Origin of the sequence: Sphingomonas faeni (assembly GCF_024273235.1) — a bacterium.
Taxonomy (GTDB): domain Bacteria; phylum Pseudomonadota; class Alphaproteobacteria; order Sphingomonadales; family Sphingomonadaceae; genus Sphingomonas; species Sphingomonas faeni_A.
Window position 1 is genome coordinate 1 of record NZ_JANBVH010000004.1, and the last position, 25,720, is coordinate 25,720.

The 25,720-nt window shown below is 67.2% G+C and carries 23 protein-coding genes; 13 read left to right on the forward strand and 10 right to left on the reverse strand.

The window, feature by feature from the left end:
• Positions 1-30: 30 nt before the first annotated feature.
• Positions 31-1,356, reverse strand: a complete 1,326-nt coding sequence (gene gltX / locus NLI89_RS02790; protein WP_254685629.1) for a glutamate--tRNA ligase — start codon at positions 1,354-1,356, stop codon at positions 31-33.
• Positions 1,357-1,453: 97 nt separating this feature from the next.
• On the opposite strand from gltX, the gene NLI89_RS02795 reads away from it, so the two are divergent.
• Positions 1,454-2,392 carry a ribose-phosphate pyrophosphokinase gene (locus tag NLI89_RS02795; RefSeq protein ID WP_056053689.1) on the forward strand — a complete coding sequence of 313 codons (939 nt, stop codon included), beginning with the start codon at positions 1,454-1,456 and terminating at the stop codon, positions 2,390-2,392.
• A gap of 206 nt (positions 2,393-2,598) precedes the next feature.
• On the opposite strand, the gene NLI89_RS02800 is transcribed toward NLI89_RS02795, so the two are convergent.
• Together NLI89_RS02800 and NLI89_RS02805 are read right to left on the reverse strand one after the other, a co-directional pair.
• Complete coding sequence (locus NLI89_RS02800) at positions 2,599-2,928, reverse strand: PilZ domain-containing protein (RefSeq protein ID WP_056487867.1); 330 nt, start codon at positions 2,926-2,928, stop codon at positions 2,599-2,601.
• Between the two features lie 44 nt (positions 2,929-2,972).
• Positions 2,973-3,503 (reverse strand): sterol desaturase family protein, encoded by a 531-nt coding sequence (locus tag NLI89_RS02805; RefSeq protein WP_254685630.1) that lies wholly within the window; start codon positions 3,501-3,503, stop codon positions 2,973-2,975.
• A gap of 198 nt (positions 3,504-3,701) precedes the next feature.
• On the opposite strand from NLI89_RS02805, the gene sucC reads away from it, so the two are divergent.
• The 4 genes from sucC (at position 3,702) to NLI89_RS02825 (ending at position 8,258) form a co-directional block, all read left to right on the forward strand.
• Positions 3,702-4,904, forward strand: coding sequence for an ADP-forming succinate--CoA ligase subunit beta (gene sucC / locus NLI89_RS02810; RefSeq protein ID WP_254685631.1), 1,203 nt, complete (start codon positions 3,702-3,704; stop codon positions 4,902-4,904).
• Positions 4,905-5,290: 386 nt separating this feature from the next.
• A complete protein-coding gene (locus NLI89_RS02815) occupies positions 5,291-6,037 on the forward strand; it encodes an electron transfer flavoprotein subunit beta/FixA family protein (RefSeq protein WP_056419080.1) in 747 nt (248 codons plus the stop codon).
• A 96-nt stretch (positions 6,038-6,133) separates the two neighbouring features.
• Positions 6,134-7,066 (forward strand): electron transfer flavoprotein subunit alpha/FixB family protein, encoded by a 933-nt coding sequence (locus tag NLI89_RS02820; protein WP_254685632.1) that lies wholly within the window; start codon positions 6,134-6,136, stop codon positions 7,064-7,066.
• A gap of 433 nt (positions 7,067-7,499) precedes the next feature.
• Positions 7,500-8,258 (forward strand): energy transducer TonB, encoded by a 759-nt coding sequence (locus tag NLI89_RS02825; RefSeq protein ID WP_254685633.1) that lies wholly within the window; start codon positions 7,500-7,502, stop codon positions 8,256-8,258.
• 166 nt (positions 8,259-8,424) lie between these two features.
• On the opposite strand, the gene NLI89_RS02830 is transcribed toward NLI89_RS02825, so the two are convergent.
• Positions 8,425-9,528 carry an acyltransferase family protein gene (locus NLI89_RS02830; RefSeq protein WP_254685634.1) on the reverse strand — a complete coding sequence of 368 codons (1,104 nt, stop codon included), beginning with the start codon at positions 9,526-9,528 and terminating at the stop codon, positions 8,425-8,427.
• Between the two features lie 97 nt (positions 9,529-9,625).
• Here NLI89_RS02830 and NLI89_RS02835 point away from each other — a divergent pair, with 97 nt between their 5' ends.
• Positions 9,626-10,855 (forward strand): dipeptidase, encoded by a 1,230-nt coding sequence (locus NLI89_RS02835; RefSeq protein WP_254685635.1) that lies wholly within the window; start codon positions 9,626-9,628, stop codon positions 10,853-10,855.
• Positions 10,856-11,054: 199 nt separating this feature from the next.
• Here the strand turns inward: NLI89_RS02835 and NLI89_RS02840 are convergent, their stop codons facing one another.
• The 4 genes from NLI89_RS02840 to NLI89_RS02855 form a co-directional block, all read right to left on the reverse strand.
• Positions 11,055-12,287: an MFS transporter gene (locus NLI89_RS02840; RefSeq protein ID WP_254685636.1), complete on the reverse strand. Its 1,233-nt coding sequence runs from the start codon at positions 12,285-12,287 to the stop codon at positions 11,055-11,057.
• Positions 12,277-13,281 (reverse strand): histone deacetylase family protein, encoded by a 1,005-nt coding sequence (locus NLI89_RS02845; protein ID WP_254685637.1) that lies wholly within the window; start codon positions 13,279-13,281, stop codon positions 12,277-12,279. The genes NLI89_RS02840 and NLI89_RS02845 overlap by 11 nt, the downstream gene beginning before the upstream one ends.
• Before the next feature lie 91 nt (positions 13,282-13,372).
• Positions 13,373-13,930, reverse strand: a complete 558-nt coding sequence (locus NLI89_RS02850) for a 2'-5' RNA ligase family protein (RefSeq protein WP_254685638.1) — start codon at positions 13,928-13,930, stop codon at positions 13,373-13,375.
• A 216-nt stretch (positions 13,931-14,146) separates the two neighbouring features.
• Positions 14,147-15,712 (reverse strand): lysine--tRNA ligase, encoded by a 1,566-nt coding sequence (locus NLI89_RS02855; RefSeq protein WP_254685639.1) that lies wholly within the window; start codon positions 15,710-15,712, stop codon positions 14,147-14,149.
• Positions 15,713-15,993: 281 nt separating this feature from the next.
• Here NLI89_RS02855 and NLI89_RS02860 point away from each other — a divergent pair, with 281 nt between their 5' ends.
• Together NLI89_RS02860 and NLI89_RS02865 are read left to right on the forward strand one after the other, a co-directional pair.
• The gene (locus NLI89_RS02860; protein WP_254685640.1) at positions 15,994-18,693 is read left to right on the forward strand and encodes an ATP-dependent DNA helicase; all 2,700 of its coding nucleotides are present in this window, start codon (positions 15,994-15,996) and stop codon (positions 18,691-18,693) included.
• Positions 18,694-18,701: 8 nt separating this feature from the next.
• Positions 18,702-19,238, forward strand: coding sequence for a SixA phosphatase family protein (locus NLI89_RS02865; RefSeq protein ID WP_254685641.1), 537 nt, complete (start codon positions 18,702-18,704; stop codon positions 19,236-19,238).
• 257 nt (positions 19,239-19,495) lie between these two features.
• Here the strand turns inward: NLI89_RS02865 and NLI89_RS02870 are convergent, their stop codons facing one another.
• Together NLI89_RS02870 and NLI89_RS02875 are read right to left on the reverse strand one after the other, a co-directional pair.
• Positions 19,496-20,020 (reverse strand): YceD family protein, encoded by a 525-nt coding sequence (locus NLI89_RS02870; RefSeq protein WP_254685642.1) that lies wholly within the window; start codon positions 20,018-20,020, stop codon positions 19,496-19,498.
• On the reverse strand, positions 20,017-20,523 hold the full coding sequence (locus NLI89_RS02875; RefSeq protein ID WP_439144468.1) for a ubiquinol-cytochrome C chaperone family protein: 507 nt from the start codon (positions 20,521-20,523) through the stop codon (positions 20,017-20,019). Before NLI89_RS02875 ends, NLI89_RS02870 begins: the two co-directional genes overlap by 4 nt.
• A gap of 133 nt (positions 20,524-20,656) precedes the next feature.
• Here NLI89_RS02875 and NLI89_RS02880 point away from each other — a divergent pair, with 133 nt between their 5' ends.
• The 5 genes from NLI89_RS02880 to NLI89_RS02900 all read left to right on the forward strand — a co-directional run bounded on the left by NLI89_RS02880 (position 20,657) and on the right by NLI89_RS02900 (position 25,656).
• Complete coding sequence (locus NLI89_RS02880; RefSeq protein ID WP_128454806.1) at positions 20,657-21,163, forward strand: outer membrane protein assembly factor BamE; 507 nt, start codon at positions 20,657-20,659, stop codon at positions 21,161-21,163.
• A gap of 265 nt (positions 21,164-21,428) precedes the next feature.
• Positions 21,429-22,883, forward strand: a complete 1,455-nt coding sequence (locus NLI89_RS02885; protein ID WP_302675583.1) for a glycosyl transferase family protein — start codon at positions 21,429-21,431, stop codon at positions 22,881-22,883.
• Complete coding sequence (locus NLI89_RS02890) at positions 22,880-23,875, forward strand: hypothetical protein (protein WP_254685643.1); 996 nt, start codon at positions 22,880-22,882, stop codon at positions 23,873-23,875. Before NLI89_RS02885 ends, NLI89_RS02890 begins: the two co-directional genes overlap by 4 nt.
• A gap of 111 nt (positions 23,876-23,986) precedes the next feature.
• Positions 23,987-24,901: a sulfite exporter TauE/SafE family protein gene (locus NLI89_RS02895; protein WP_187504276.1), complete on the forward strand. Its 915-nt coding sequence runs from the start codon at positions 23,987-23,989 to the stop codon at positions 24,899-24,901.
• On the forward strand, positions 24,898-25,656 hold the full coding sequence (locus NLI89_RS02900; RefSeq protein ID WP_254685644.1) for a TIGR02186 family protein: 759 nt from the start codon (positions 24,898-24,900) through the stop codon (positions 25,654-25,656). The genes NLI89_RS02895 and NLI89_RS02900 overlap by 4 nt, the downstream gene beginning before the upstream one ends.
• Positions 25,657-25,720 lie beyond the last annotated feature (64 nt).

Sequence of the window (25,720 nt, forward strand, 5' to 3'; positions counted from 1 at the left end):
GGAGGCGGAGCAACGTCCCGCAACGCGACATCACCGCGCCGCGAGTCGCTCCATCGCCCGCTCGCGCCCGATCAGCGGCAGCAACGCCGCCATGTCCGGGCCATGATCGCGCCCCGTCAACGCGCGCCGCAACGGCAGGAACAGCGCCTTCCCCTTGCGCCCCGTCTCCGCCTTCAACCGGGCGGTCAGCGCATGCCAGGGGTCGCTCGACCAATCGATCTCCCCCGCCGCCGCCAGCGCCTGATCGAGATACTCAGCCTCCACATCGCCCTCGACCGCGATCGGTCCCTCGATGACGCCCCACCAGTCCGCCGCATCGGCCAGCGTCACCAGGTTCGGCCGCACCGCCTCCCAGGCCGCCACATCCATGCCCTCGGGCAACCGCCCGGCCACCGCCTCGAACGGCAGCGCATGCAGGATCCGCGCGTTCAGCGCCGCCAGTTCCGCCTCGTCGAACCGCGCCGGTGCCCGCCCGAACCGCGCGAAGTCGAACCCCGCGATCAGCGGCGCGGCGTCGGCGATCGGCTCGACCGGGTCGCTCGTCCCGATCCGCGCGAGCAGTGCGCGCACCGCCTGCGGTTCGATCCCGACCTCGCGGAAGTGATCGACGCCGAGCGAGCCGAGCCGCTTTGACAGCTTGCCCTCCGCGCCCGTCAGCAACGCCTCGTGCGCAAACCGCGGCGGCGCAACGCCGAGCGCGGCGAACATCTGCAGCTGGAGCGCGGTGTTCGACACATGATCCTCGCCGCGCACGACGTGAGTCACGCCCATCTCGGCATCGTCGATCGCCGACGGCAGCATGTACAGCCACGAGCCGTCCGCGCGCCGGATCACCGGATCGCTCATCGTCTTCGCTTCAAAATGCTGCGGACCCCGGATCAGGTCGTCCCAGGCGATCGCCGAGTCGTAATCGAGCTTGAACCGCCAATGCGGGCGTACGCCGTCCGCCTCCAGCTTCGCCCGCGCCTCGTCGTCGAGCGCCAGCGCCGCGCGATCATAGATCGGCGGCAACCCTCGCCCGGCCTGGATCTTGCGCTTCAGGTCGAGCTCCTGCGTCGTCTCATACGCCGGATACACGTGCCCGCTCGCGACCAGCGCGTCGAACCGCGCCTCGTACAACGCGAACCGCGCCGACTGCCGCTCCTCCGCATCGGGCGTCATCCCGAGCCAGTCGAGATCGGCGCGGATCGCGTCGACGAAGCGCTCTTCGCTGCGTTCGGGATCGGTATCGTCGATCCGCAACACGAACTTGCCGCCATTGGCCCGCGCGAACATCCAGTTGTGGAGCGCGGTGCGGATGTTGCCGACATGCAGCCGGCCGGTGGGCGAGGGGGCGAAACGGGTGATCACGGTCATCCTGCCGCTGTACGGAGCGGCGCCCGCGCGGGCAAACCCTTCCACCAATCGGAAGCTGCGCCTAAGGGGTGCGGAATATCGAGCGGGAAAGAGCTTCATGAAACTGATGACCGGCAATTCGAACCTGCCCCTCGCGCAGGAGATCGCCGCCTATCTTGAGACTCCGCTGACCGACGTCAGTGTGCGGCGGTTCGCCGACGAGGAGGTGTTCGTCGAGATCAACGAGAACGTCCGCGGCGAGGACGTGTTCGTGATCCAGTCGACCGGCTATCCGGCCAACGACAACCTCATGGAACTGCTGATCATGATCGACGCGCTGAAGCGAGCGTCGGCGCGGCGCATCACCGCGGTGATCCCGTACATGGGGTACGCGCGGCAGGACCGGAAACCGGGCCCGCGCACGCCGATCTCGGCCAAGCTGGTCGCCAATCTGATCACCGTCGCGGGCGCGAACCGCGTGCTGTCGGTCGACCTCCACGCCGGCCAGATCCAAGGCTTCTTCGATATCCCGACCGACAATCTCTATGCCGCGCCGGTGATGTCGGCGGACATCCTCGCGCGGTTCAAGGGCAAGAATTTGATGGTCGTCTCGCCCGACGTCGGCGGCGTCGTCCGTGCGCGCGTGCTCGCCAAGCGGCTCGACAACGCACCGCTCGCGATCGTCGACAAGCGTCGCGAGCGCGCGGGCGAGTCGGAGGTGATGAACATCATCGGCGAGGTCGAGGGACGCTTCTGCATCTTGGTCGACGATATCGTCGATTCGGCGGGGACGCTCTGCAACGCGGCGGCGGCGTTGAAGGAAGCGGGCGCCGAGGACGTCGTCGCGTATGTGACGCATGGCGTGCTGTCGGGTGGCGCGGTTGCGCGAGTCGAGGGTTCGGAATTGCGTGAACTGGTGATCACCGACTCGATCGGCAACCACGACGTGATCAAGGGCGCCCACGGCAAGATCCGCCACCTCCAGATCGCGCCGCTGCTCGGCGAGGCGATTAAGCGGATCGCGGACGAGACGAGCGTGTCGAGCCTGTTCGATTGACGGGCGCAGGTGCGGCGTCGTCCGCGCCGCTGATCGCAACGCGGTCAGCGCCCGGCACGGCCGGCGGTTCGGTCATGCCGAACCGACCGACGGCGGCTTTGCCGACGTTCCTCGCCGTTTTCCTGCGAACGCAGGAATCCAGTGTAACCAAAGGCCGGGCTAAGTAATCCTGGGCTCCTGCGTTCGCAGGAGAACGAGCTGGCGTCCTATCGCTGCGACAGCGCCACGATGTGCTCGAATACCGCCGGATGCAGCGGCTTGGCGAACGCGCAACCGTATTTGAACTTGTCACGCCACGCGACCACCGCTTCGAGTGCCGCGAGCCCCGGAAGCGTCAGCCACACCACCGTCCCCGGCCACAACGTAAAGCTCGTCTCCGCACGAAATCCGGAGAGCGACAAATCCGTAACCTCGATCTCGAATCGCGTCTGGCCCCGATCGCGCAGATGGGCGCGCATCTTGACGGCCTTGCGTAGCGCCTGACGAAGCTCCTCGCCTTTCGGTTCGGCGGGAGGGATGGGGACCGGCTGTGTCATGTCCGGGATACTGCTCCCCAAGTGGTTACCAATCTCCAAACGCCTTACGATTCGGCGACTTGGGATTTGGCCGCTCGCGGCTTGACGGGCGCTCGAATACCAGCGCGCGACCGTCGCTTCAGTTCCGCCTTCAGATCCTCGGGCTTCGGCGCGACGAGGAAACCGAAGCTGACATTGCCCTCCTTCGTCTCGACGACGTGGTGCAGGCGGTGCGCCTGGACGATCCGCTTCATGTATTTCGACTTGGGCAGATACCGCGTCGGAATGCGCTGGTGCACGATCACGTCGTGAAACCCGAAATAGATCGCGCCATAGGCTGCGATCCCCGCACCGATCCAGGCGAACCCCGGCCACCAGCCGAGCTGCACGCCGCCCAGCAACAGCACGAACGACGGCACCGCGAAGATCGCCGCATACAGGTCGTTCAATTCCCAATTACCGTGGCGGGCGCGGTGGTGACTCTCGTGCAGGAACCAGCCGAAGCCGTGCATGATCCAGCGGTGCGCGGCATAGGCGAACGCCTCCATGCCGATCACGGTGCCGATGAACAGGAGGATGCCGAGCCAGATCGCCATGCCCTGCATATAGGGGCGGTAAGGCTCGACGGCAAAAGGCGAATTGTCCCAGGGAAAACCAGATCAACTCAACAAGGATACGCCTCTATTGCGAACGAGACGCAAGTGCATGTGCCTTAAGGGTGGATTTGCTGCCCGCCCTGTGCTTTACGCCGACGCAATTCCCGAGTTTCCTAAAAATTGCGTGGAGCCTTCCCGATGAACATCCATGAATACCAGGCCAAGGAACTGCTGGCCAAGTTCGGCGTCCCCGTGCCTGCCGGTTTCGCGGCGCTGACCGTCGAGGAGGCCGTCGAGGCGTCCAAGAAGCTTCCCGGACCGCTCTATGTCGTCAAGGCGCAGATCCACGCCGGCGGCCGCGGCAAGGGCAAGTTCGTCGAGCTTGGCCCCGATGCCAAGGGCGGCGTCCGCCTCGCCAAGACCGAGGACGAGGTTCGCGCGGCCGCGACCGACATGCTCGGCAACACGCTCGTCACCATCCAGACGGGTGACGCGGGCAAGCAGGTCAACCGCCTGTACGTCACCGACGGCGTCGACATCGACAAGGAATTCTACCTCGCGCTGACGCTCAACCGCACCACCGGCCGCGTCATGATGGTCGTCTCCACCGAAGGCGGCATGGACATCGAAGCCGTCGCGCACGACACGCCCGAGAAGATCCAGTCGATCGACATCGACCAGGCTACCGGCTTCATGCCGCACCACGGCCGCGCCGTTGCCGCCGCGCTGAAGCTGACCGGCGATCTCGCCAAGCAGGCCGCGAACACCGCGTCGAAGCTGTATGACGCGTTCATGGGCACCGATGCCGAGCAGATCGAGATCAACCCGCTCGCCGTCACCAAGGACGGCAAGCTGATGGTGCTCGACGCGAAGGTCGCGTTCGACGGCAACGCGCTGTTCCGCCACAAGGACCTGCTCCAGCTGCGCGACGAGACCGAGGAAGATCCCGCCGAGCTCGAGGCGTCGAAGTACGACCTCGCCTATATCAAGCTCGATGGCGACATCGGCTGCATGGTCAACGGCGCGGGTCTCGCGATGGCGACGATGGACATCATCAAGCTCAACGGCATGTTCCCGGCCAACTTCCTCGACGTCGGCGGCGGCGCCAACAAGGAGAAGGTGACGGCCGCGTTCAAGATCATCCTCGCGGATCCCAACGTGAAGGGCATCCTGGTCAACATCTTCGGCGGCATCATGAAGTGCGACATCATCGCCGACGGCATTGTCGCCGCGGCGAAGGAAGTGAACCTGTCGGTGCCGCTGGTGGTCCGCCTCGAGGGCACGAATGTCGAGAAGGGCAAGGAGATCCTCGCGAACTCCGGTCTCGCAATCGTTCCCGCGAACGACCTGGGCGATGCGGCCAAGAAGATCGTCGCAGAGGTGCAGAAGGTCGCGGCCTAACCGCCTTCGACCTCGCATACTGATTCTGCGAAAAGAGTGGCTCGGACGGGAACGTCCGGGCCCTTTTTCGTTGGGTTCGGCTGCTAGCTTCACGATCCTCCCCCGCCAGGGGGAGGTGTCGCCGGAGGTGACGGAGGGGGAGGACACGGCATATCGGTTTCGCTTACCTCCCCCTCCGTCTGGCAAGAGCCAGCCACCTCCCCCTGGCGGGGGAGGATTCGTTGGAATTACGACTCGACCGCCGGGCATACCGCCGTGACGCTACGGCATCGCGATGTTTCCATACCGGACTTGCGAAAACGGCTTGAAGCAGCCATCTGTCCCGGCAACGACCCCTGGGTAACAGGCGGGCGAGAACGAATAGATTCACCTTGGAAGGAACCCCGATGAAGGTGCTGGTGCCGGTCAAGCGCGTGCTTGACTACAATGTGAAGCCCCGCGTGAAGGCGGACGGAACGGGCGTCGATCTGGCGAACGTCAAGATGAGCATGAATCCGTTCGACGAGATCGCGGTCGAAGAGGCGATCCGCCTGAAAGACAAGGGCGTGACGGAGATCGTCGTCGTCTCGATCGGCGAGCAGAAATCGCAGGAAACGCTGCGTACCGCGCTCGCGATGGGTGCAGACCGTGCGATCCTCGTCGTCAGCGAGACCAAGGTCGAGCCACTCGGCGTCGCCAAGATCCTCGCCAAGATCGTCGAGGAGGAAAAGCCCGACATGGTGATCCTCGGCAAGCAGGCGATCGACGACGACAATAATCAAACGGGCCAGATGCTCGCCGGCCTCCTGAACTGGGGCCAGGGCACGTTCGCGTCGAAGGTCGAGATCGCCGACGGTTCGGTCAACGTGACGCGCGAAGTCGATGGCGGTGCCGAGACCGACACGCTGAAGCTGCCCGCGATCATTACCACCGATCTTCGCCTCAACGAGCCGCGCTACGCCTCGCTGCCGAACATCATGAAGGCGAAGTCGAAGCCGATGGCGCAGAAGACGCCGGCCGATTTCGGCGTCGACGTGACGCCGCGCCTGACCACGCTGAAGGTGGTCGAGCCCGCCAAGCGCTCGGCCGGGATCAAGGTCGCCGATGTCGACGCGCTGGTCGGCAAGCTCAAGGAAATGGGCGTCGCCAAGTAATCATCCGTTCGCCCTGAGCGAAGTCGAAGGGCATGCCCCAAGCGAGGGGACTTCGACTTCGCTCAGCCCGAACGGAATTTTGGAAAAGGTTTTGTCATGAAGACATTGGTTTGGGTCGAACATGACGGTCAGGCCGTCAAGGATGCCACGCTCTCTGCCGTAACGGCGGCAAGTCAGCTCGGCGAAGTCCATCTGCTGGTCGTCGGCCAGGGCGTCGACGGCGTCGCTGCCGAAGCCGCCAAGATCGCCGGCGTCGGCAAGGTGCACGTCGCCGACGACGCTGCGTTCGCGCATGCGCTCGCCGAGAACGTCGCGCCGCTGATCGTCGAGCTGATGGCCACGCACGACGCGTTCGTCGCGCCGTCCACCACGCACGGCAAGAACATCGCGCCGCGCGTGGCCGCGTTGCTCGACGTCATGCAGATCAGCGACATCCTGTCGGTCGAGAGCGAAGACACGTTCACGCGGCCGATCTATGCCGGCAACGCCATTGCAACCGTGCAGTCGTCGGATGCGAAGAAGGTCATCACGGTGCGCGGCACGGCGTTCGCCAAGGCCGCGACCGAGGGTGGTTCTGGCGCAATCGAAGCGGTCGCGTCGACCGGCGGCGACAAGGGTCTGTCGACCTTCGCCGGCGCCGAGATCGCGAAGAACGAGCGTCCCGAACTGACCAGCGCGAAGATCATCGTCTCGGGTGGCCGCGCGCTCGCCTCGAGCGACCAGTTCCATGCGCTGATCGATCCGCTGGCGGACAAGCTCGGCGCCGGCGTCGGTGCCTCGCGCGCCGCGGTCGATGCGGGCTATGCGCCGAACGACTATCAGGTCGGCCAGACCGGCAAGATCGTCGCCCCGGAAGTGTATGTCGCGATCGGCATCTCGGGCGCAATCCAGCATCTCGCGGGGATGAAGGACTCGAAGGTCATCGTCGCGATCAACAAGGACGAGGACGCGCCGATCTTCCAGGTCGCGGACATCGGCCTGGTTGGCGATCTGTTCAAGATCGTGCCGGAACTGACCGAGAAGCTTTAGGCGAACGCCGATGCGCGGGCGAAGTCCCGCGCAAAAGCGATTGCGGCCGGCGGCGCCATAGCGCCGACCGACGATGCGGGATTTACTCCCGCGTCGCGCGCCACGAACGGGCGGTGTGACGAAGGTCGCACCGCCCGTTCTTGTGTCTGCCGAACGTACAGGTCTGCCGACGCCGAACCGATACGCTTACAAACTGCGGTCTATTTCACCTAAAGCGACCACCACCCCGGCGAAGGCCGGGGCCCAATTGGGAAACGGAGGTAACGACGGATGGTCCTTCGTTACATCGACCTTTCCACTTGGACCCCGGCCTGCGCCGGGGAGGTGCATCTGTCGAAGCGGGATAAGCACCGAATACGTCTGGAGTACCGAGATCGTTCTCGTGCCTTCGCGCACAGTTGCCGCCTGCCGCTCGCCTTCCCAATTACCCAGCATGTACGGCGTCTACCAGAACCAGCGCGATCGGCTCATATCAGCCGCCGGCGCCGCGCTACTCTGCGCCGTCATCGGCTACGCCCTCATCCTCGGTCTCGGCGTCACCATCCCCACCGCGATCCCCGACGCCCTCAAGACCTTCGCCGTCGGTCCCACCCCACCACCACCGCCGCCTGAAAAGATCATCCCCCGCCCCGCGAAGAGCCACCGCCCCGAGGGCGCGGCGTCTCCGGCCAATCTCCGCTCGAAGGCGACCGAACTCGTCGTCCCCAAACCGATCATTCCCCCAATCGTCCCACCACCGCCGGTCATCGCCGCGCTCAAACCCGGCCCCGGCAGCGACGCCACCTCCGGCGCCGCGCCTATCCCCGGGCCGGGCACGGGCGCAGGCGGCGAGGGCAATGGCACCGGCAGCGGCCGCTCCGGGGATGGCGACGGCGACGGTGGCGACGAAAGCCCGCCCCGCCTCCTCAAGGGCCGATTCAAGAACAAGGACTTCCCCAATGCCGAGGCGGTGATCGGTGCGGGCGGGATCGTCGGCGTCCGCTACACGATCGAGACCGACGGCAGCGTCACGCATTGCAGTGTCACGCGCTCCAGCGGAAACGCGGTACTCGACGCGACCACCTGCCGCCTGATCGAGCTCCGCTTCCGCTATCGCCCGTGGTTAGACGCCGCCGGCCGCCCGGTCCGCTCGACCGTCGTCCACAACCAGGAATGGGTGAACCAGCTCGATCCGCCGTCACGCGGGTCCTGATCGCAGCGCGGCACGGCAGGGAGTGATCGCACATAAACGTGTCGTCATCCCCGCGGAGGCGGGGATCCATATTCTCAGAAGCATGCGATTTTAAGGCGAGGCCAGCCAGTATGGGTTCCCGCCTTCGCGGGAATGACGGTTGCGTTGGGGGCGTAAGCTCCGACCCCTAACGCCCGAGTCGCCCTCCGCTGAGCACCCGCGCCACCGCTGGCGAGACCGTCATCAGCCCCCGCCCCAGAGCGACCGTAGCCCCGAGCACCAGCAACGGCTGCGCCAGCAGGTACGCCGGGTACAGCCCCGCCCCCAGCGCGCCGGTCGCGAGCCCGATCACCGGCCCGAACAGCCACAACAGCACCAGATGATCGCAGAACGCGAGAAGCCCGTAGCGCTCGGTCGTCCTCAACCGATCCGCGACGCTACTCCCCGCCAGTACCCAAGCGACCCGCCAGAACAGCATCGCCGAGGCCAATCGAAACAATATGTCGAACGCCGCCATCGCATGGGGATGCGCATCAAAAAACACGTTCCCCAGCAGCGCGGTCCAGAGTCGCGGCGCGATCAGCACGACGAACGGCAGCGAACAGAGCGCGACAGGCCACCCCGCCACCTTCTCTGCCACGCCAAATCGCCGCGCGGCGATCCCGGCGGTGAAGAACAGCAGGATCTGCGGCCGCAACAGCAGCGGGACATACACCCCGGACACGCTCCACGCGACCACGATCACGATCACGGCGACCAGCGCCAGCCAGATACTCGACGCGCGCACCAGCAGCGGCGCGATCATCATGCAGACGAACAGATCGCGCAGGAACGGCATCTGCACGTTGATGTCGTTGGCGTGGACGAGCGGCACGAGTTCGTTCAGCGTCCAGCCGATGCTCGACGGCGTCGGCGCCTTCAGGTCGCCGAACGTTGCCGCCGCCCCGACCAGCACAATCGCGATCGCATTCCACAGGAGCATCGGCAGCAGGATCGTCCGCGCCTTGCCGAGCAGGAACGGGCCATAGCCCCGCCGCGTCGCGGTCGAGACCACCAGCCAGCCCGAGATCATCCCGAGCAGCGGTACGGCGCTACGCCCGAACATCTCGCCCAGCACGGTACGAAGAACCGCCTGCCAATCGAACGCGACCGCCGCCAGCTCTTCCGCGGTCCGCCCGGTCCAGGCATGGACATAGACGATCCCCATGATCCCTATCAGCCGCGCGATCGCGATCGCGGTGGAGAGGCGGCTGTCCGCCTTGCGCGCCGATCCGGCCGTTCCCGTGTCCAATTCCGCCCCTCTTCTCACGTTCGGCGAGCGCCTTACCCGGCTTGTCGCGCGCGAACACCTCCTTCAGGATGGAGTGGACGCTACGGGGGACAAAGACATGATCGCCGCATTCCTGCTGCTGGCCGCGCAGGCGGGTCCGGACGCCGCGCTTTCTCGCCGGATCGAGCGCGTGCTGGAGCGCAGCCCGGTGATCGACGGGCATAACGACCTCGCCTGGGAAATCCGCGAGTTGCACGACGCGAAGGTCGAGGCGGTCGATCTCTCCGCCGACACCGCACGGCTGCCGAACCCGTTGCAGACCGACATTCCCCGGCTGCGTAAGGGCCATGTCGGGGGGCAGTTCTGGTCGGTCTACATTCCCGCCGATGCGCCGCGTGCGGTCGAGATGACGCTGGAGGAGATCGATATCGTCCGCCGCTTCGTCGCGGCCAACCCGGCGACGTTCGAACTCGCCACCACCGCCGCGGACATCCGACGGATCGAAAAGGCGGGGCGGATCGCGTCGCTGATCGGCGTCGAGGGCGGGCACCAGATCGACGGGCGGCTGTCGGTGCTGCGCCAATACCGCGCGCTCGGCGTCGCCTATATGACGCTGACGCACGGCAAGAGCCTGAACTGGGCGGACAGTTCGACCGATTCGCCGCGCGCGAACGGCTTGAGCGAGTTCGGCCGCCAGGTGATCGCAGAGATGAACCGGATCGGCATGATCGTCGACGTCTCCCACGTCTCGGACGCGACGATGGCCGCAGCTTTGGCGGCCACCAAGGCGCCGGTGATCGCCTCGCACTCGAGCGCGCGGGCGATCGCCGACGTGCCGCGCAACATCCCCGACGACCTGCTGCGGGCGATCGGTGCGAACGGGGGCGTGGTGATGGTCAACTTCTACCCGTCCTTCCTGTCGGCCGAGTGGCGGGCGTGGGACGTCGCGCGCTCGGCCTATGCGAAGTCGGTCGGCGTGCCGGCGGGAGTCTACGGCGCCAAATCGCCTGCGCCGCTGGTAACGTGGGACGCCGCCCACCCGGAGCCGCAGGTCACCGCCGCGATCGTCGCCGATCATGTCGAGCATATCGCGACGATCGCGGGCCACGACCATGTCGGGCTCGGCGGCGATTTCGACGGGATCCAGGGGACCGGGCCGATCGGGCTGAAGGGCGTCGACGGCTATCCGCTGCTGTTCGCGGAACTGGCGCGGCGGGGGTGGAGCGATGGCGATCTGGCGAAGCTGTCCGGCGGCAACGTCCTGCGCGTCATGGAGCGGGTCGAGGCGGTCGCGAAGGGCATGGCGGGGCTGCCGCCGGTCGACGCAACGGACGTGGCGTCGCGGTAGAGGATGTGGCGTCACGGTAAAAAGGACGAGTACTCGTTGCTCGAGTTTCGACCGAGCCCGCCAAATCTCGTCACCCCAGCGAAAGCTGGGGTATCCTCCGTATCAGATGACGTGGGCCAAACGATGATATCCCAGCTTTCGCTGGGATGACGGGAATGGTCGGGATTACGGGAATGGTCGGGATGACGGGGGAGGGTGGTCACGGATCGGGCATCCGCTGCGGCACCGGCGGCTCCACCACCAGCGGCGGCACCGTTCGCAGCACCAGCCCGATCGCCAGCGCCGCCACCCCCAGCAACAGGCAGAACGCCGTCACGCCCGGCCAACCGGCATGAGTCCACGCGAACCCGCCGGCCGATCCCAGCACGCTCGATCCCATATAATAGAAGAACAAATAGAACGCCGCCGCCTGCCCGCGCGAGCCCTGCGCACGCCGCCCTACCCAGGCGCTCGCGATCGAATGCGCGCCGAAAAAGCCGATCGTCACCACCGCGATCCCCGCGATCACCAGCACCAGCGGCGTCATCGCGGTCAGCGCGACGCCGGCGATCAGCAGCACGACGGGCACCCAGAACACCTTCCGCCGTCCGAGCCGCCCGGCCAGCGTCCCGAACTTCGCCGAACTCACCGAGCCGAGCACGTAGAGCAGGAACACGCCGCCGACCGCCGCCTGGCTGAGGCCATAAGGCGGGCGCATCAACCGGAAGCCGGCATAGTTATAGATCGTGACGAACACGCCCATCAGCAGGAACGCTTCGAGATACAGCAGCGGCATCGCGCGATCGACGAACAACGATCCGGCACTCCGCAACAGCGCGCCCGGTCGTCCCACGCTCGGCGTGAAATTGCGCGAGAGCGGCGCGAGCCGGCGGAATGCCTCCGCCATCGCCAGCCCCGCGAGCCCGACTGCGGCAAGCGCCCAGCGCCAGCCTTCGAGATCGGCAACGACGCTCACGACCAGTCGCCCGGCCATGCCGCCAAGCGCGCTCCCGGCGATATACAGCCCCATCGCCGCGCCGACCGCGCCCGCATCGACCTCCTCCGCGACATAGGCCATCGCCACCGCCGGCACCCCCGCGAGCGCGACGCCGGTCAGGAAGCGCAGCACCAGCAACCCGCTCCACCCCGGCACGACCGCCGCCGCGAGCGTCAGCGCGCCCGCCGCGAACATCGCCGCGATCATCAGCGGGCGCCGGCCGACGCGGTCGGACACGAACCCCGCGAACAGGATGCCGATCGCGAGTGGTCCGGTCGCGAGCGACACCGCGAGCGATGCCGCCTCCGCGGTGAGGCTGTATTGCGCGGCGAACAGCGGCAGCAACGGCTGCACCGAATACAGCAGCGAGAAGGTCGAGAACCCTGCGAACAGCATCGCCAGCGTCAGCCGGCGATAGGCTGGCGTGCCCAGAGCGATCGGCGCCTCAGAAGCCACTCAGGAAACTCGCGACGTTGTGCCCCAGTGCATCGACCGCGTAGCCGCCCTCCATGACGATGGCGGTCGGCCAACCGCGTGCCGCGATGTCGGCGGCCAGCACCGCATAGTCGGGCGTGGTCAGTTTGAAATGCGAGATCGGATCGCGCTCCCACGTGTCCGCGCCGAAGCTGACGACCAGCAGCCCCGGATCGAAGGCGGCGATCGCGTCGAGCGCGGTCGTCTGCGCCGCACGGAAGGCATCGATCCGCGTGCCGTGCGGGAGGGGGAGGTTCAGCGTGGTGCCGATCCCTTCGCCTTCACCCGTTTCGTCGGCGTGGCCCCAGTAGAAGGGATAGTCGGTCTTCGGATCAGCGTGGACCGACGCGTAGAACACGTCGCCTCTCGCGTAGAAGATGTCCTGCGTGCCGTTGCCGTGGTGATAATCGATATCGAGGATCGCGACGCGGTCAACCCCGGCGTCGCGCGCGGCCTGCGCGGCGATCGCGGCGGTGTTGAGGTGGCAATATCCGCCGCAATAATCCGCGCCGGCATGGTGGCCGGGCGGGCGACACAGGGCGAACGCCGCGCGGTCGCCGTCGAGTACCGCATGCGTTGCGGCAAGCGCGGACTGGGCGCTGCCATAGGAGGCGGCCCAGGCCTGCGGCGTGATCGGCGTGGTCGCGTCGAAGCTGTGCGCGCCAATCAACGCGTCGATCCGGGTGAGATCGAGCGGCCGGCGCCCGCGGATCGGGAAGGTGTAGGGGATCGCGTCGCCCTCGCGACCTGCCTCGCGCCACAGTCGCGCTGCATCCTTGAGGAACGCGACGTACAGCGCGGGGTGGACGGCCAGGATCGGCGCCTCGCCGCGATCCTCCGGCGCTTCGACCGGACCGATCGCGCGCAGGATCGAGTCGATCCGCGCAGGCGTCTCCGCATAAGCGGTGAACGCGCCGTTGTGCAGTTCGCGCGCTGGCGCATGGCTCCGCTGGGCCTCGTCGAAGAACAGCCGCATCTTTGCTCCTTGGTGCGCGGTCACGAGGGAAGAACCGACCGATCGCCTTGCGGGTCCTACCGGGTCGCGCGCGTTCGGCAAATTCGACGGCTCAGAACAGCGCCAGTTGCCGATCGTCGTCGCCGTCCAGCAGCCAGCGCCCGATCACGTCGTGGCGTGTCCGGCCGACATGGCTGTGGACCAGCACGAACGCATCCGCGGTCCAGCCGATCGGCGCGATGGCCTGCGTGAACGGTGCGCCCTCGCGGTAGCCGAGCGTCATGTGAGGACTGAACCGATAGCCTTCGCGGGCGCGCAACCCGGCCGCCCCGCGTGCCACCGCGATCCGCTGATGCAGCGCGGCGAGCGAGGCATTCTTGTGGCGCGGACGCAGCGCGATGGATCGCTCGCTGCCGACGACGGTATCGAACCGGAGCGCGAAGGGCGCCGCCTCGACCGCATCGCCGATCGCCTTCAGGTCGCGCTCCAAGGCCGTCGACACGCGGTCATGGTCGTCGAGGATGTCGATCGTGACGTGAAGATGCTCGGGGCGGAGTTTGTCCCCGTCGGTCTCGAACCACGACGCTGCGGCGGTAATCTGGCGCGCGAGCGGAAGCGGCGGGCGGATCGCGAAGAACAGGCGATGACGGGCGATCGGTCGATGGAACATGCCGGTTTCCGAATCGGGGGAGGCTGGCTTGTTGCTAATATGTTCTACTGGACTCGTCTAGTTGGCGCGCGAGACCGGAGGGCTCAAACACCACCCCGGCGAAGGCCGGGGCCCAACTGGAAAGGTCGGAGTAACGAAGCGTGAAGGCTCGTTAACAGCGTATCCCAATTGGGCCCCGGCCTGCGCCGGGGTGGATATCTCTTTCGGGGCGTGGCCTTAGCGCGCCAACGCCTCCGCGATCAGCTTCCGCGAATTCGCCACCCCATACAGCGCGATGAAGCTCCCCATCCGCGGGCCCTGCTCGGAGCCGAGCAACGTCTCGTACAGCGCCTTGAACCAGTCGCGCAGGGTCTCGAACCCGCCGGTCTTGCCGATCTCGTAGACGATGTTCTGGATATCCTCCGCGCTCGCCTCGGCCGACAGCGCGGCGAGTTCCGCATCCAGCCGCTCCAGCGCCGCGACCTCGACACCCTCGGGCGCGCGGCGCTTGAGCGTCGGCGCGACGAAATCGCGGCTATAGGCCAGCGCATAGCCGATCAGCCGGTCGAGCTCCGGGTATTTATCCGCCGACGCATCGGGCACGTAGTTCGCCAGATAGCCCCAGACCTGCTCCTTGCTCGCATCGCCCATCACCCCGACGAGGTTGAGCAACAGCCCGAACGTCACCGGCAGCTCGCCCGTCGGCAGCTTGCCGTCATGGATGTGATGGACCGGGTTGCCGAGCTTCTGCTTCAGGTCCTGGCCGGCATAATTGCCGCGGAACTGCCAATATTCGTCCACCGCGCGCGGGATCACGCCCATGTGCAGCGACTTCGCCTTCTTGGGCTCGCGATACGCGTAGAAGGCCAGCGATTCCTCCGGGCCATAGGTCAGCCACTGTTCGAGGCTCAGGCCATTGCCCTTCGACTTCGAGATCTTCTCGCCATTCTCGTCGAGGAACATCTCGTAGTTGAAGCCCTCGGGCGGCCGCCCGCCGAGCACGCGCGCAATCTTCGACGACTGCGTCACCGAATCGATCAGGTCCTTGCCCGCCATCTCGTAGTCGACGCCTAGCGCGACCCAGCGCATCGCCCAATCGACCTTCCACTGGAGCTTGGCCTTACCGCCGAGTACCGACTGCTCGATCCGCTGTCCCTCGTCTTCAAAGGCGATGAGCCCGGCCTCGGCGTCGATCACCTCGATCGGCACCTGCAACACGATGCCGCTGGTCGGCGAGATCGGCAGTACCGGTGAATAGGTCGCGCGGCGTTCCGCGCGCAGCGTAGGCAGCATCACGTCCTGAATGCCCTGGAAATGCCGCAGCACGCCCTTCAGCGCCTCGTTGAAGCGCCCGGACGTGTAATAGTCGGTCGACGACGCGAACTCATAGTCGAAGCCGTAGCGGTCGAGAAACTCGCGCAGAATCGCGTTGTTATGTGCGGCAAAGCTCGAATGCGTGCCGAACGGATCGGGGATCTGCGTCAGCGGCTTGCCGAGATGTTCGCGCAGCATGTCGCCGTTGGGGACGTTGTCCGGCACTTTGCGCAGGCCGTCCATGTCGTCCGAAAACGCGATCAGCCGCGTCGGCGTGTCGCTCAGCGCGTGGAAGGCATTGCGCACCATCGTCGTGCGCAGCACCTCGTTGAAAGTGCCGATGTGCGGCAGGCCCGACGGTCCGTACCCGGTCTCGAACAGCACAGGGTCGCCCGACTTGCCGTTCGGATAGCGCTTCAGGAGTTTGCGCGCCTCCTCGTACGGCCAGGCTTTGGATTCGAGGGCGGCGGTGCGGAGGTCTTCGGTCATGCGGGCGGCGATAGCGTGTGGTGGAGGAAGCGCACAACCCTCCCGTTTTCTGCTCACCCGCTCACCCGCCGTCCCACCATCCCTCCCTCCAACCGTCATCCCAGCGAAAGCTGGGATATTCATGGGACGGGTGCTGCGATCTCCACGGGGATATCCCAGCTTTCGCTGGGATGACGGGATAGGTCACCGATTTGACGCTCCACTATCCTAGACTCCCACCGTCGCGGGAGAACAAGCAGCAAAAGGTTGCCCTTTCGTTCCGCTTCGCACAAGGTCGCGCGGTGCTGCCCTATCCCGCCCTCCACGCCAGCCACGCCGGCATCTGGATCGCGAACGCGGACGGTGCCCGTCCGATCGGGCGGGGCGAGGCGATCCGGATCGCGGCCGACACGCCGGTAATCATGCTCAACGCGCCGCTCGTCGGGCAGCGCCTCGGCTATCCCGATCTGTTCGGGCTCGACCTGCTCGAACTCTATGCTTTCCTGCGCCCCGCGCAGTTCGCGGTGCCGACGCCGAAGGGAATCGCGCGGGTTACCGGGCTCGACGTGCCGACCGAGGACGCGGAGGTCGCGCCGTTCCTTCTGCGCGCTGCCGACGCGATGCTGGCGCTCACCGACGCCGATTGGCCCGAGCGTGAGGGCGCGTGGACCGCGGCGCAATCGCTGTTCCGCCTGCGCTGGCCCTGGGCTCCCGTCGTCGCCGAGCGGCTGAAGAAACCGTCCGTCAACGAACGCTGGCTGTTCTCGTCGCTCCCCGAATGGGAGGAGCACGCCCCACGCCCCGCCCCGCGCACGGTCACGATCGAACCCGGCGACGCCGAAGCGCGCCTCGTCGACCTCACCGGCCACGGCGCCGAGGAACGCCCCGGCCAGCGCGCCTATGCCGGCGCCGCAACCGCCGCCTTCGCGCCGCGCGCGATGCGCGACACGCCCAACCTCGTCCTCGCCGAGGCGGGCACCGGGATCGGCAAGACATTGGGCTATCTCGCCCCCGCCTCGCTCTGGGCCGAAAAGGCGGGTGGTGCAGTGTGGATCTCGACCTACACGAAGACGCTCCAGCGCCAGTTGGGGCAGGAAACCGCACGTCTGTATCCCGACGCGGCGACCCGCAAGGCCAAGGTCGTCACGCGGAAGGGGCGCGAGAATTACCTTTGCCTGCTCAACCTGGAGGACGCGCTGCAGGGCGGGTTCGCGGGCCGCGCGGCGATTTTGGCGCATCTCGTCGCGCGCTGGGCCGCCTATAGCGCCGACGGCGACATGGTCGGCGGCGACCTGCCCGGCTGGCTGCCGACCTTGTTCCGCCGCAACGGCTCGACCGCGCTGACCGACCGGCGCGGCGAGTGCGTGTACGCGGGCTGCCCGCACTACCGGAAATGCTTCATCGAGCGCGCCGCCCGCGCCTCGTCCGACGCCGACATCGTCATCGCCAACCACGCGCTGGTGATGGTCAACGCGGCACGCGGCCGCGAACTCGCCACCCGCCCGACGCGCTACGTGTTCGACGAGGGGCACCATATCTTCGACGCGGCCGATTCGATGTTCGCGACCGCGCTGACCGGCGCCGAGACGATCGAACTGCGTCGCTGGATCCTCGGCCCCGAATCGAGCGGTCGCGGGCGGCGGCGGGGGCTCGCCGCACGCCTGTCCGATCTCGCCAGCTATGACGAACAGGGTGCGCGGGCGATCTCCGACGCGGTAACGGCGGCGGGGGCACTCGCGTCCGACGACTGGCTCCAACGCCTCGGCGAAGGCGCGCCGTTCGGACCGATCGAGACGTTGCTCGCCGCCGTCCGGGGGCTCACCTACGCACGGGCCGAGCAACCCGGTGACGCGGGCTATGGCCTGGAAACCGAACTCGCCGAACCCGATGCGACGCTGATCGAGGCCGCCGCGCCCGCCGCCGCCGCCCTCGACGCCCTTGTCCGGCCGCTCGTGACGCTCGGGCGTCGCCTCGAAGCGGTTCTCGCCGAAGCGCCCGACTGGATGGACGGCCCTGCCCGAGCCCGGGTCGAGGGCGCGATCGCCTCGATCGGCTGGCGCGCGGAGACGGTGGCGTCGTGGCTATCGCTGCTCGCGCGCGTCGGCGGCCCGGTCGATGGCGATTTCGTCGATTGGCTCGCGGTCGATCGGATCGAGGGCCGCGAGTTCGACATCGGCCTCCACCGTCACTGGCTCGACCCGACGCGCCCGTTCGCCGAGATCGTCCTGAAGCCCGCCCATGGTGCGCTCGTCACCTCGGCGACGCTCACCGGCGGCGGCGACTGGGAGGTGGCCGAAGCCCGCACCGGCGCGCCGCATCTGCTGCGCCCCGCCGCGCGGTTCGAGGCGAAGAGCCCGTTCGACTATACGCGCCAAGCCGAAGTGCTGATCGTCACCGACGTCAAGCGTGGCGATATCGGCGCGCTTGCCAATGCCTATGCGCAACTGATCGTCGCCAGCCGCGGCGGTACGCTCGGGCTGTTCACTGCCATCCGCAGGTTGCGCGGCGTGCATGGCCGCATCGCCGATCGACTCGCGCGCGAAGGCCTGCCGCTACACGCGCAGCACGTCGACCCGATCGACACCGGCACCTTGGTCGACATCTTTCGCGACGATCCCGGCGCGTCGCTGCTCGGCACCGATGCGCTCCGAGATGGCGTCGACGTGCCCGGCGAATCGCTGCGGCTGGTAGTTATGGAGGGCGTGCCTTGGGCGAAACCCTCAGTTCTCCACGCCGCGCGCAGGCTCGCGGGCGGTGGTTCAGCGTATGACGATCGTCTCGTCCGCGCGCGTTTGGCGCAGGCGTTCGGCCGGCTGATCCGCCGCGCCGACGATTCCGGCGTGTTCGTGATGCTGTCCGCCGCGATGCCGTCGCGACTGCTCAGCGCGTTCCCGCCGGGCGTGCCGATCGCCCGCGTGACGCTCGAAGAAGCGGTGGCCCGAGTCGCAAGCCGGCTTTCCTCACGGGTCCCGGTAGGGCATGAAAGCCGCGAACCGGCTTGAGGATTGCCATGAAGACGTTGACGCTGTTGCGCCACGCCAAGTCCGGCTGGGACGATCCGGTCGCGCGCGATTTCGATCGCCCGCTCAACGCCAAGGGCAAGCGCGCCGCCGCGATGGTCGGCCGGCACATGCGGTCGCTGGGACTCGTGTTCGATCATGCGATCGCGTCGCCGGCGGTACGGGTTACGGAGACGTTGGAGCAGATCGAATCGGGCTATGGCAGGACGATCGCGCCTGCCTGGGACCGGCGCGTGTATCTGGCTTCGGCGGCGACGTTGCTGGACGTGGTGCACGGCTTTCCGGCGGAGACGCAGAGCGCGTTGCTGGTCGGGCACAACCCCGGGCTGGAGGATCTGGTGCTGATGCTGGTTGCGGATGGGGCCGACCCGCTGCGCGATGCGGTCGAGGACAAATATCCGACGGCCAGCATTGCGGAGCTTCAGTTCGAAGGGGAGTGGGGGGATGTCGCGACAAGCACTGCCCGCCTGACCCGCTTTATCCGCCCTCGCGATCTCGATCCGACGCTAGGTCCAGACGCGGACTAACCTGTTTCCCCGCGAAGGCGAGGATCCAGTCTGGGCACCCGCCTTCGCGGGTGAACAAGAGGGTGGGTATGCCCTCGAACGCCCACTACCCCGGCGAAGGCGGCAGCCCGATCCGACACCGTCGCCGGGCTAGCCCTGCTCTTCACCCCTCCCTGGAAGGGAGGGGCCGGGGGTGGGTCGGCCGGTTGGCTACCCAAACCTTCGAACAACGGGCCGACCCACCCCCAACCCCTCCCTTCCAGGGAGGGGAGCTAGATTCACCCCTTCTTCGCCATCCTCGCCTTCAGGTCCGAGAACGCATTCGCCGGCCGGAACTCGTCCTCGCTGATCACCCCCGCTGCCGCCAGCGCCGCTGCCGCGTTAGGCCCACGCGGGAACGGGTCGATCGACAGCGCCAGCGTGTCCGCCGCCGCCTCGCCCAGATCGATCGTCCCGCCCTGGATCGCCACCATGTCGAGCGCGTCGTCGGACAGCTCGACCTCGTCTCCCTCGGCGATCAACTGTTCGACGAACAGCAGCGCGACCGGCTCGTCGATCTGCGTATCGAGCGGTTCGTCGGTCACCGAGCACGCCTGCACCGCCGCGCCGGTGACGCGCCCCTTCACGACGATGCCGCTATCGGTACGCTTGATCCCGAGTCGCGCGTCGAGCCGCGCGATCGAGAGCAGATCGAACCGCTTCGCCAGTGCCGCGCGCTCGTCCTCGTTGGCGACGATCTCGACGATCCGCTCGCGCTCGCCGATCGTGTCGAGGCGTTCGGGGCGGCTGAACTCGGGCTTCACGGCAATTCTCCAGATAACAGATTTGGTAGCGGCATCGCAGCCAGCCCGGCATGAAAAGCGGTCACCGAGTCGCGGACATGCGCTAGGGCAGCGTCGTCCGGCGCCGAACCCCGGTACAGGTTCCGCACCAGCGCCGGCGCGATATCGCCTGCCGCCAGGCCCTCGCGGTAGGCACCGAGCCGCCCGCCGAGCATGCTCATCATCTTGCCGATATGCTTGCCGACGATGATGTCCCCGATCCCGATCTCGCGCAGCTGCCCGTCCATGTCGTCGACGAACCGCTCGGCCAGCCGCGCCGCGGGATCGCCACCCGCCTGCTCGGCCTCGAGCCGTAGCATCGTGAATGCCAGCAGCGTCGCGATCATGTCGAACCGGCCGTCGACCGTGTCCGGCACCGCGCCCTCCCGGTACCAATGCTCCGCGCGCGCGCGGGCGACCACCGCGTTATACAGCGGCAATGCCTCGTCCGGCTTCTCGCCGAGCAGTCTTCCGAACCAGCTCAATCCGTCGTCCTTCAGGTCGCAACCGCGCTTCGGCTTGTTTGCCCGCGCAACCTCGCATATCGAGGCGAACGGCGGCCGATGCAAATGCGTGGGACTCGTCACGTGTTTTCGCGTGCCCCGGTTGGGAGTTTATATGAGCGTGTTTTCCGCCCGTACGGGTCTCGCCGCAGCACTTGCGGTTGCCGCATTGGCCAGTGGGGGCTGCACCCAGCTGCGCTCGCACCAGGGCTATGTGGTCGACACCGACCTCGTCAACTCGGTCCAGCCGGGCGTCGACAATCGCCAGTCGGTGCTCGCCACGCTCGGCAAGCCGACGCTGGCCGGGCAGTTCGACCAGGGCGACTGGTATTATCTCGCGCGCGACAGCCGCAACCTCGCGTTCCGCAATCCGCGTCCGAATGCACAGATCACGTTGCAGATCAGCTTCGACCAGAAGGGCACCGTCACCGCGATTCGTCGCGGCGGCCTCGATCAGGTCGCCTCGATCAAGCCGTACGGCAAGAAGACTCCGACGCTCGGCCGCGAGCGCGGGTTCTTCCAGGATCTGTTCGGCAATATCGGCACGGTCGGCGCAGCGGGTGCCGGCGGCGGCGCGGGCAACGGCAGCAACACCGGCGGCGGCGGTCGCGACCGGCCATAGTTCGAGGAGGCCCAACGCGATCCGGATTTCGGCTTAGGCCGCACCCTCTGCCATGCAGCGGTGCGGCCGGGCCGGGCATCGTCGGCGCCGATCCCGAAAGGGGGAAAGGGATCATCGTTGTAACGCATGTTCGACGCGATGGTTCGGCCTGACTTGTGCGAATTCATCAAAGATCGGTGCGTGTCCTGTCGGCAAACATCCGATTCCGATCCGACTATATCCGTAATGGGGGTAGGCTGCGGTACGCTCACCACGGGGGTGTGGCTTGGGCGAGTCGCTGTGGATCATCGACGCGTCCGCGCGTGAGATGCTGCTGTTTGCGGGCGTAGGGTTGTTGCTGGGCGGGATCGACGATCTGTTGGTCGATCTGCTTTATATCGGACATCGGATCAGGCACCGGGTCAGGCATGGCGGTCGGCCTCGCCTGACCCTCGCGAGCTTGCCGCCGCCGCGCATTGCCGGGCGGATCGCGGCATTCGTCGCCGCATGGGACGAGGTGGCGGTCATCGGCGGGATGCTGACCACCGCGCTTCAACGCTACGATCACGACGATTACCGCATCTATGTCGGCGCCTACCCCAACGATCGCGGCACGATCGATGCTATCGTTGGGGTGGCCGAACGCGACCCGCGTATCCGGCTCGTGATCGGGGACCATGACGGACCGACGACCAAGGCGGACTGCCTCAATACGATATGGCATGCGTTCTGCCGCGACGATCTGCGGGAGCGAGCCTCGGGGCAGCCGCCGACCAAGGCGATCGTGCTGCACGATGCCGAAGACGTGGTGCACCCGCAGGAACTGCGCGTCTTCGACAGCCTGATCGAGCGGTATGATGTCATCCAGATCCCTGTCCTGCCGCTGGTCCACTGCGGTGCCCGGCTGGTGTCGGGGCACTACGCTGACGAATTCGCCGAGTCCCACGCCAAGCAGATCGTCGTCCGGACCGCCCTTGGCGCGGCAATGCCGCTCGCCGGCACCGGCTGTGCGATCGCACCGGCTGTCTTGGCGATGATTGCGCAGGCGCGCGGCGGCGATCCGTTCGATGCCACCAGCCTGACCGAGGATTACGAGCTGGGCTTGCGGCTCGCAGAACTGGGCGCGCGCGGCATCTTCGCCCGGGTCGCGGCGGACGACGCCGGAACGGTCGTCGCGGTGCGCGCCTATTTTCCGTGTACGCTCGGCGGTTCGGTCCGCCAGAAGACGCGATGGATGACGGGCATCGCGCTGGCAGGCTGGGACCGTACCGGCTGGGGACGGCCGCGCGCGGTTGCCGATCACTGGATGCGGATGCGCGATCGCCGCGCGCCGCTGGCGGTCGTGATCCTGGCGGTCGGGTATATCGCGGTGCCGATGTGGTTTCTGTCGCTGGCGATGCATGCGTATTCGGACGGGGCATCGCCTTACGCAAATGGCGCCTATCCGGTCGCGTTCTGGCTGCTGGTCGCCAACGGTGCGTTGCTTGCGTGGCGACTCGGCATGCGGATGATATTCACCGGGCGCAGTTACGGCGTGCGTGAGGCGTTCTGGGCGCTGCCCCGGTTCCTGGTTGGTAATCTCGTCTCGCTGATCGCCGCACCGCGCGCGGTGGTCGTCTATGTCGGCATGTTGCGCGGTGCGGCCCCGGTCTGGGACAAGACGCGGCACGAGTTTCCCGACTTGCCCTCCGACTCGATCCTCCGTATCGACGATCCAGGCCTCGCCGCCGCGGCACGATGAGCGTCGGCCGCCCGCTGCGCTTTCTCGCGCTTGCACTGGGCGGATGGGTGATGATCCGTGTGGCGTGGCTATTGCCGGAGGTCGCATCGCTCCCCGCGTCCGAGGTACTTCCCCGGGTCATCGAAGCGCTGGTCCCGCAAGTTGCCGCCGCGGTTATGGGGCACCCGCGTGCGAAGCCGCGGATGGCGACCGTTGCGCCTGTCGTCGTCGCGCCGTCGATCTTCGCCGCACTGCGGCCATGGCAGCCGCCACCGGTTCGACCACCCCCTTCGGTAGCGCGCCCCATTCCTCACGCCCCGCTCGCTGTTGAGCCGCAGACCTATGCCGTCCCGTCGCCGGTCGCACCGCCCTTCATCGCCAAGCGGCCGAGTCGCCTGAGTGGAAGCGCGTGGCTGCTCGCGCGGGGCGGTGCGGCCGGTACTGTGTCGGGCGGCCAGCTTGGTGCCTCTCAAGGTGGACTGCGACTAGCCTATGCGATCGATAGCCGCCGCAAATTCGCGGTGGTGGCGCGCGTCGCTACGCCGCTCGAAGGCATCGGGCGAGAGGCGGCGCTCGGCATCGAATGGCAACCGATGCGGTTACCGATCCGCCTGGTCGCCGAGCACAGGATCGCGCTCGACGGCGGGCGCGGCGGGCCGACGTTGGGGGTGATCGCCGGCTATGGGCCGTCCGATATCGCGCCGGGCATCCGTGTCGAAGCCTATGGGCAGGCCGGCGCGATCGCACGCGATGGCATCGAAGCATATGTCGATGCCTCGGCGCGCATGACGCATCCATTGGGCAAGGTCGGTGGCGCCCGGGTCGAGATTGGCGTCGGCGCATGGGGAAGCGCACAACGCGATGCCGAGCGCTTTGATATCGGCCCCTCGATCGTCGCGACACTGCCGGTTGCGGCGAAGACGTTGCGTCTGACGCTCGACTGGCGCGAGCGAATCGCCGGTGGCGCGCGCCCGGGTTCGGGGCCTGCGCTGTCGATCGGCAGCAACTTCTGACGCGCCCCATAGCGCAGGGAGGGAGCGACCATCGTCTACCCAACGCCTCCAATCCAGTTCGCGCGCGTCGAGCCTAGCCCCGCGCGCGCAATCCAGTGTAACGCTGCGGCCGTGGATCTGTATCTCCCCGTCGCCAACCTGTCGGTCAACGCGCTCGTCATCATCCTGCTTGGTGGGGGCGTCGGGCTGTTGTCGGGCATGTTCGGGGTCGGCGGCGGCTTCCTGACGACGCCGTTGCTGATCGTCTACGGCATCCCGCCGACCGTCGCCGCCGCCTCGTCCGCGAGCCAGGTGACCGGCGCGAGCGTGTCGGGCGTGTTCGCGCATTTCAGGCGCAAGGGCGTCGATACGAAGATGGGCGGCGTGCTGGTCGCGGGCGGTATCCTCGGCTCGTTCTTCGGCGCGTGGCTGTTCAGGCTGCTCCAGCAAAGCGGCCAGATCGATACGGTGATCGCGATCGTCTACGTCCTCATGCTCGGCTCGATCGGCGGCATGATGGCCAAGGAATCGATCGGCACGATCGGTCGCGCCCGCACGGGGCGCCCTCCCAAGGCGCGCAAGCGCCGCCATCATCCGCTCGTCGCCGCACTCCCGCTGCGCACACGCTTCTATGCGTCGGGGCTCTACATCTCGCCGCTCGCGCCGTTGCTGCTTGGCTTCTTCACCGGCATCCTGACGATCCTGCTCGGCATCGGCGGCGGTTTCATCCTCGTCCCCGCGATGATCTACCTGCTCGGCATGGCGACCTCCGTCGTCGTCGGCACGTCGTTGTTCCAGACGTTGTTCGTGACCGCGGTCGCGACGATGGTCCACGCGACGACCACCAAGGCGGTCGACATCGTCCTCGCCGGACTGCTCCTTCTCGGCTCGGTGGTCGGCGCACAGATCGGCGCGCGCTTTGCCACCAAGTTCCGCCCGGAATATCTGCGCCTCGCGCTCGCGGTGATGGTGCTGCTGGTCGGCGCGCGCATCCTGCTCGGGCTGGTCTGGCGGCCCGAGGAGATTTTCTCGGTCACGCTCTCATGAGGGCTTGCTGGCTCGTCCTCCTGGCGCCACTGCTGATGGCGCAGGCGAAACCCGTGCTCGTCCCCGACGTGTCGCAGCGCAATATCGAGATCGCCTACAGCTTCACCGGTGCCGAGCTCCTCCTGTTCGGCGCGATCCTCTATCCCGGCGGGCGGTTGCCGAGCGACGAGCACCCAACCGATGTCGTCGTCGTCGTGAAGGGCCCGACCCAGTCGGTCCTGATGCGCGAGAAGGAAAAGGTCGCGGGGATCTGGGTCAACGCCTCGCGCCTGCGCTATCGCTCGGCCCCCAGTTTCTACGCGATCGCCTCGTCCAAGCCGATCGACCGCCTCGTCGACGATCGGACGCGCGCGATCTACGAACTCGGGCTCGGCAGCCTGCAATTGTCGCCCGCATCCAGCGCGCCGGTCGACACGCAGGACCGTTTTCAGAAAGGCCTGGTGGATCTCAAGCGCCGCGCCGGCCTGTATTACGAGGCGCCGCGCGCGGTCGAGATCACCGACGGTGTCCTCTACCGCGCACGCGTGTCGATCCCGGCGCGCGTGCCCGTCGGTCGCTTCACTGCGGAGACGTTCCTGATCCGCGACGGCCGCGTGCTGGCGGCGGCGGTGCGCGATATCGAGATCCGCAAATCGGGCTTCGAGCGCTTCGTCGCCCGCGCCGCCGAACGATCGTCGGTGATCTACGGGCTGGTCGCGGTCGCGCTATCGGTTTTTCTCGGCTGGGCGGCAGGCTGGATCGCGCGAAGAGTATAGTACCGCGGCACAGGCGGCGTGTTTCCCCGCGAAGGCGGGGCCCCAGACTGGACCCGCCTTCGCG

What these genes read in the sequence shown, in the direction of transcription:
- gltX (WP_254685629.1), bottom strand. Translation starts at nt 1,356, where the DNA reads ATGACCGTGATCACCCGTTTCGCCCCCTCGCCCACCGGCCGGCTGCAT.
- NLI89_RS02795 (WP_056053689.1), top strand. Translation starts at nt 1,454, where the DNA reads ATGAAACTGATGACCGGCAATTCGAACCTGCCCCTCGCGCAGGAGATC.
- NLI89_RS02800 (WP_056487867.1), bottom strand. Translation starts at nt 2,928, where the DNA reads ATGACACAGCCGGTCCCCATCCCTCCCGCCGAACCGAAAGGCGAGGAG.
- NLI89_RS02805 (WP_254685630.1), bottom strand. Translation starts at nt 3,503, where the DNA reads ATGGCGATCTGGCTCGGCATCCTCCTGTTCATCGGCACCGTGATCGGC.
- sucC (WP_254685631.1), top strand. Translation starts at nt 3,702, where the DNA reads ATGAACATCCATGAATACCAGGCCAAGGAACTGCTGGCCAAGTTCGGC.
- NLI89_RS02815 (WP_056419080.1), top strand. Translation starts at nt 5,291, where the DNA reads ATGAAGGTGCTGGTGCCGGTCAAGCGCGTGCTTGACTACAATGTGAAG.
- NLI89_RS02820 (WP_254685632.1), top strand. Translation starts at nt 6,134, where the DNA reads ATGAAGACATTGGTTTGGGTCGAACATGACGGTCAGGCCGTCAAGGAT.
- NLI89_RS02825 (WP_254685633.1), top strand. Translation starts at nt 7,500, where the DNA reads ATGTACGGCGTCTACCAGAACCAGCGCGATCGGCTCATATCAGCCGCC.
- NLI89_RS02835 (WP_254685635.1), top strand. Translation starts at nt 9,626, where the DNA reads ATGATCGCCGCATTCCTGCTGCTGGCCGCGCAGGCGGGTCCGGACGCC.
- NLI89_RS02845 (WP_254685637.1), bottom strand. Translation starts at nt 13,281, where the DNA reads ATGCGGCTGTTCTTCGACGAGGCCCAGCGGAGCCATGCGCCAGCGCGC.
- NLI89_RS02850 (WP_254685638.1), bottom strand. Translation starts at nt 13,930, where the DNA reads ATGTTCCATCGACCGATCGCCCGTCATCGCCTGTTCTTCGCGATCCGC.
- NLI89_RS02855 (WP_254685639.1), bottom strand. Translation starts at nt 15,712, where the DNA reads ATGACCGAAGACCTCCGCACCGCCGCCCTCGAATCCAAAGCCTGGCCG.
- NLI89_RS02865 (WP_254685641.1), top strand. Translation starts at nt 18,702, where the DNA reads ATGAAGACGTTGACGCTGTTGCGCCACGCCAAGTCCGGCTGGGACGAT.
- NLI89_RS02880 (WP_128454806.1), top strand. Translation starts at nt 20,657, where the DNA reads ATGAGCGTGTTTTCCGCCCGTACGGGTCTCGCCGCAGCACTTGCGGTT.
- NLI89_RS02890 (WP_254685643.1), top strand. Translation starts at nt 22,880, where the DNA reads ATGAGCGTCGGCCGCCCGCTGCGCTTTCTCGCGCTTGCACTGGGCGGA.
- NLI89_RS02900 (WP_254685644.1), top strand. Translation starts at nt 24,898, where the DNA reads ATGAGGGCTTGCTGGCTCGTCCTCCTGGCGCCACTGCTGATGGCGCAG.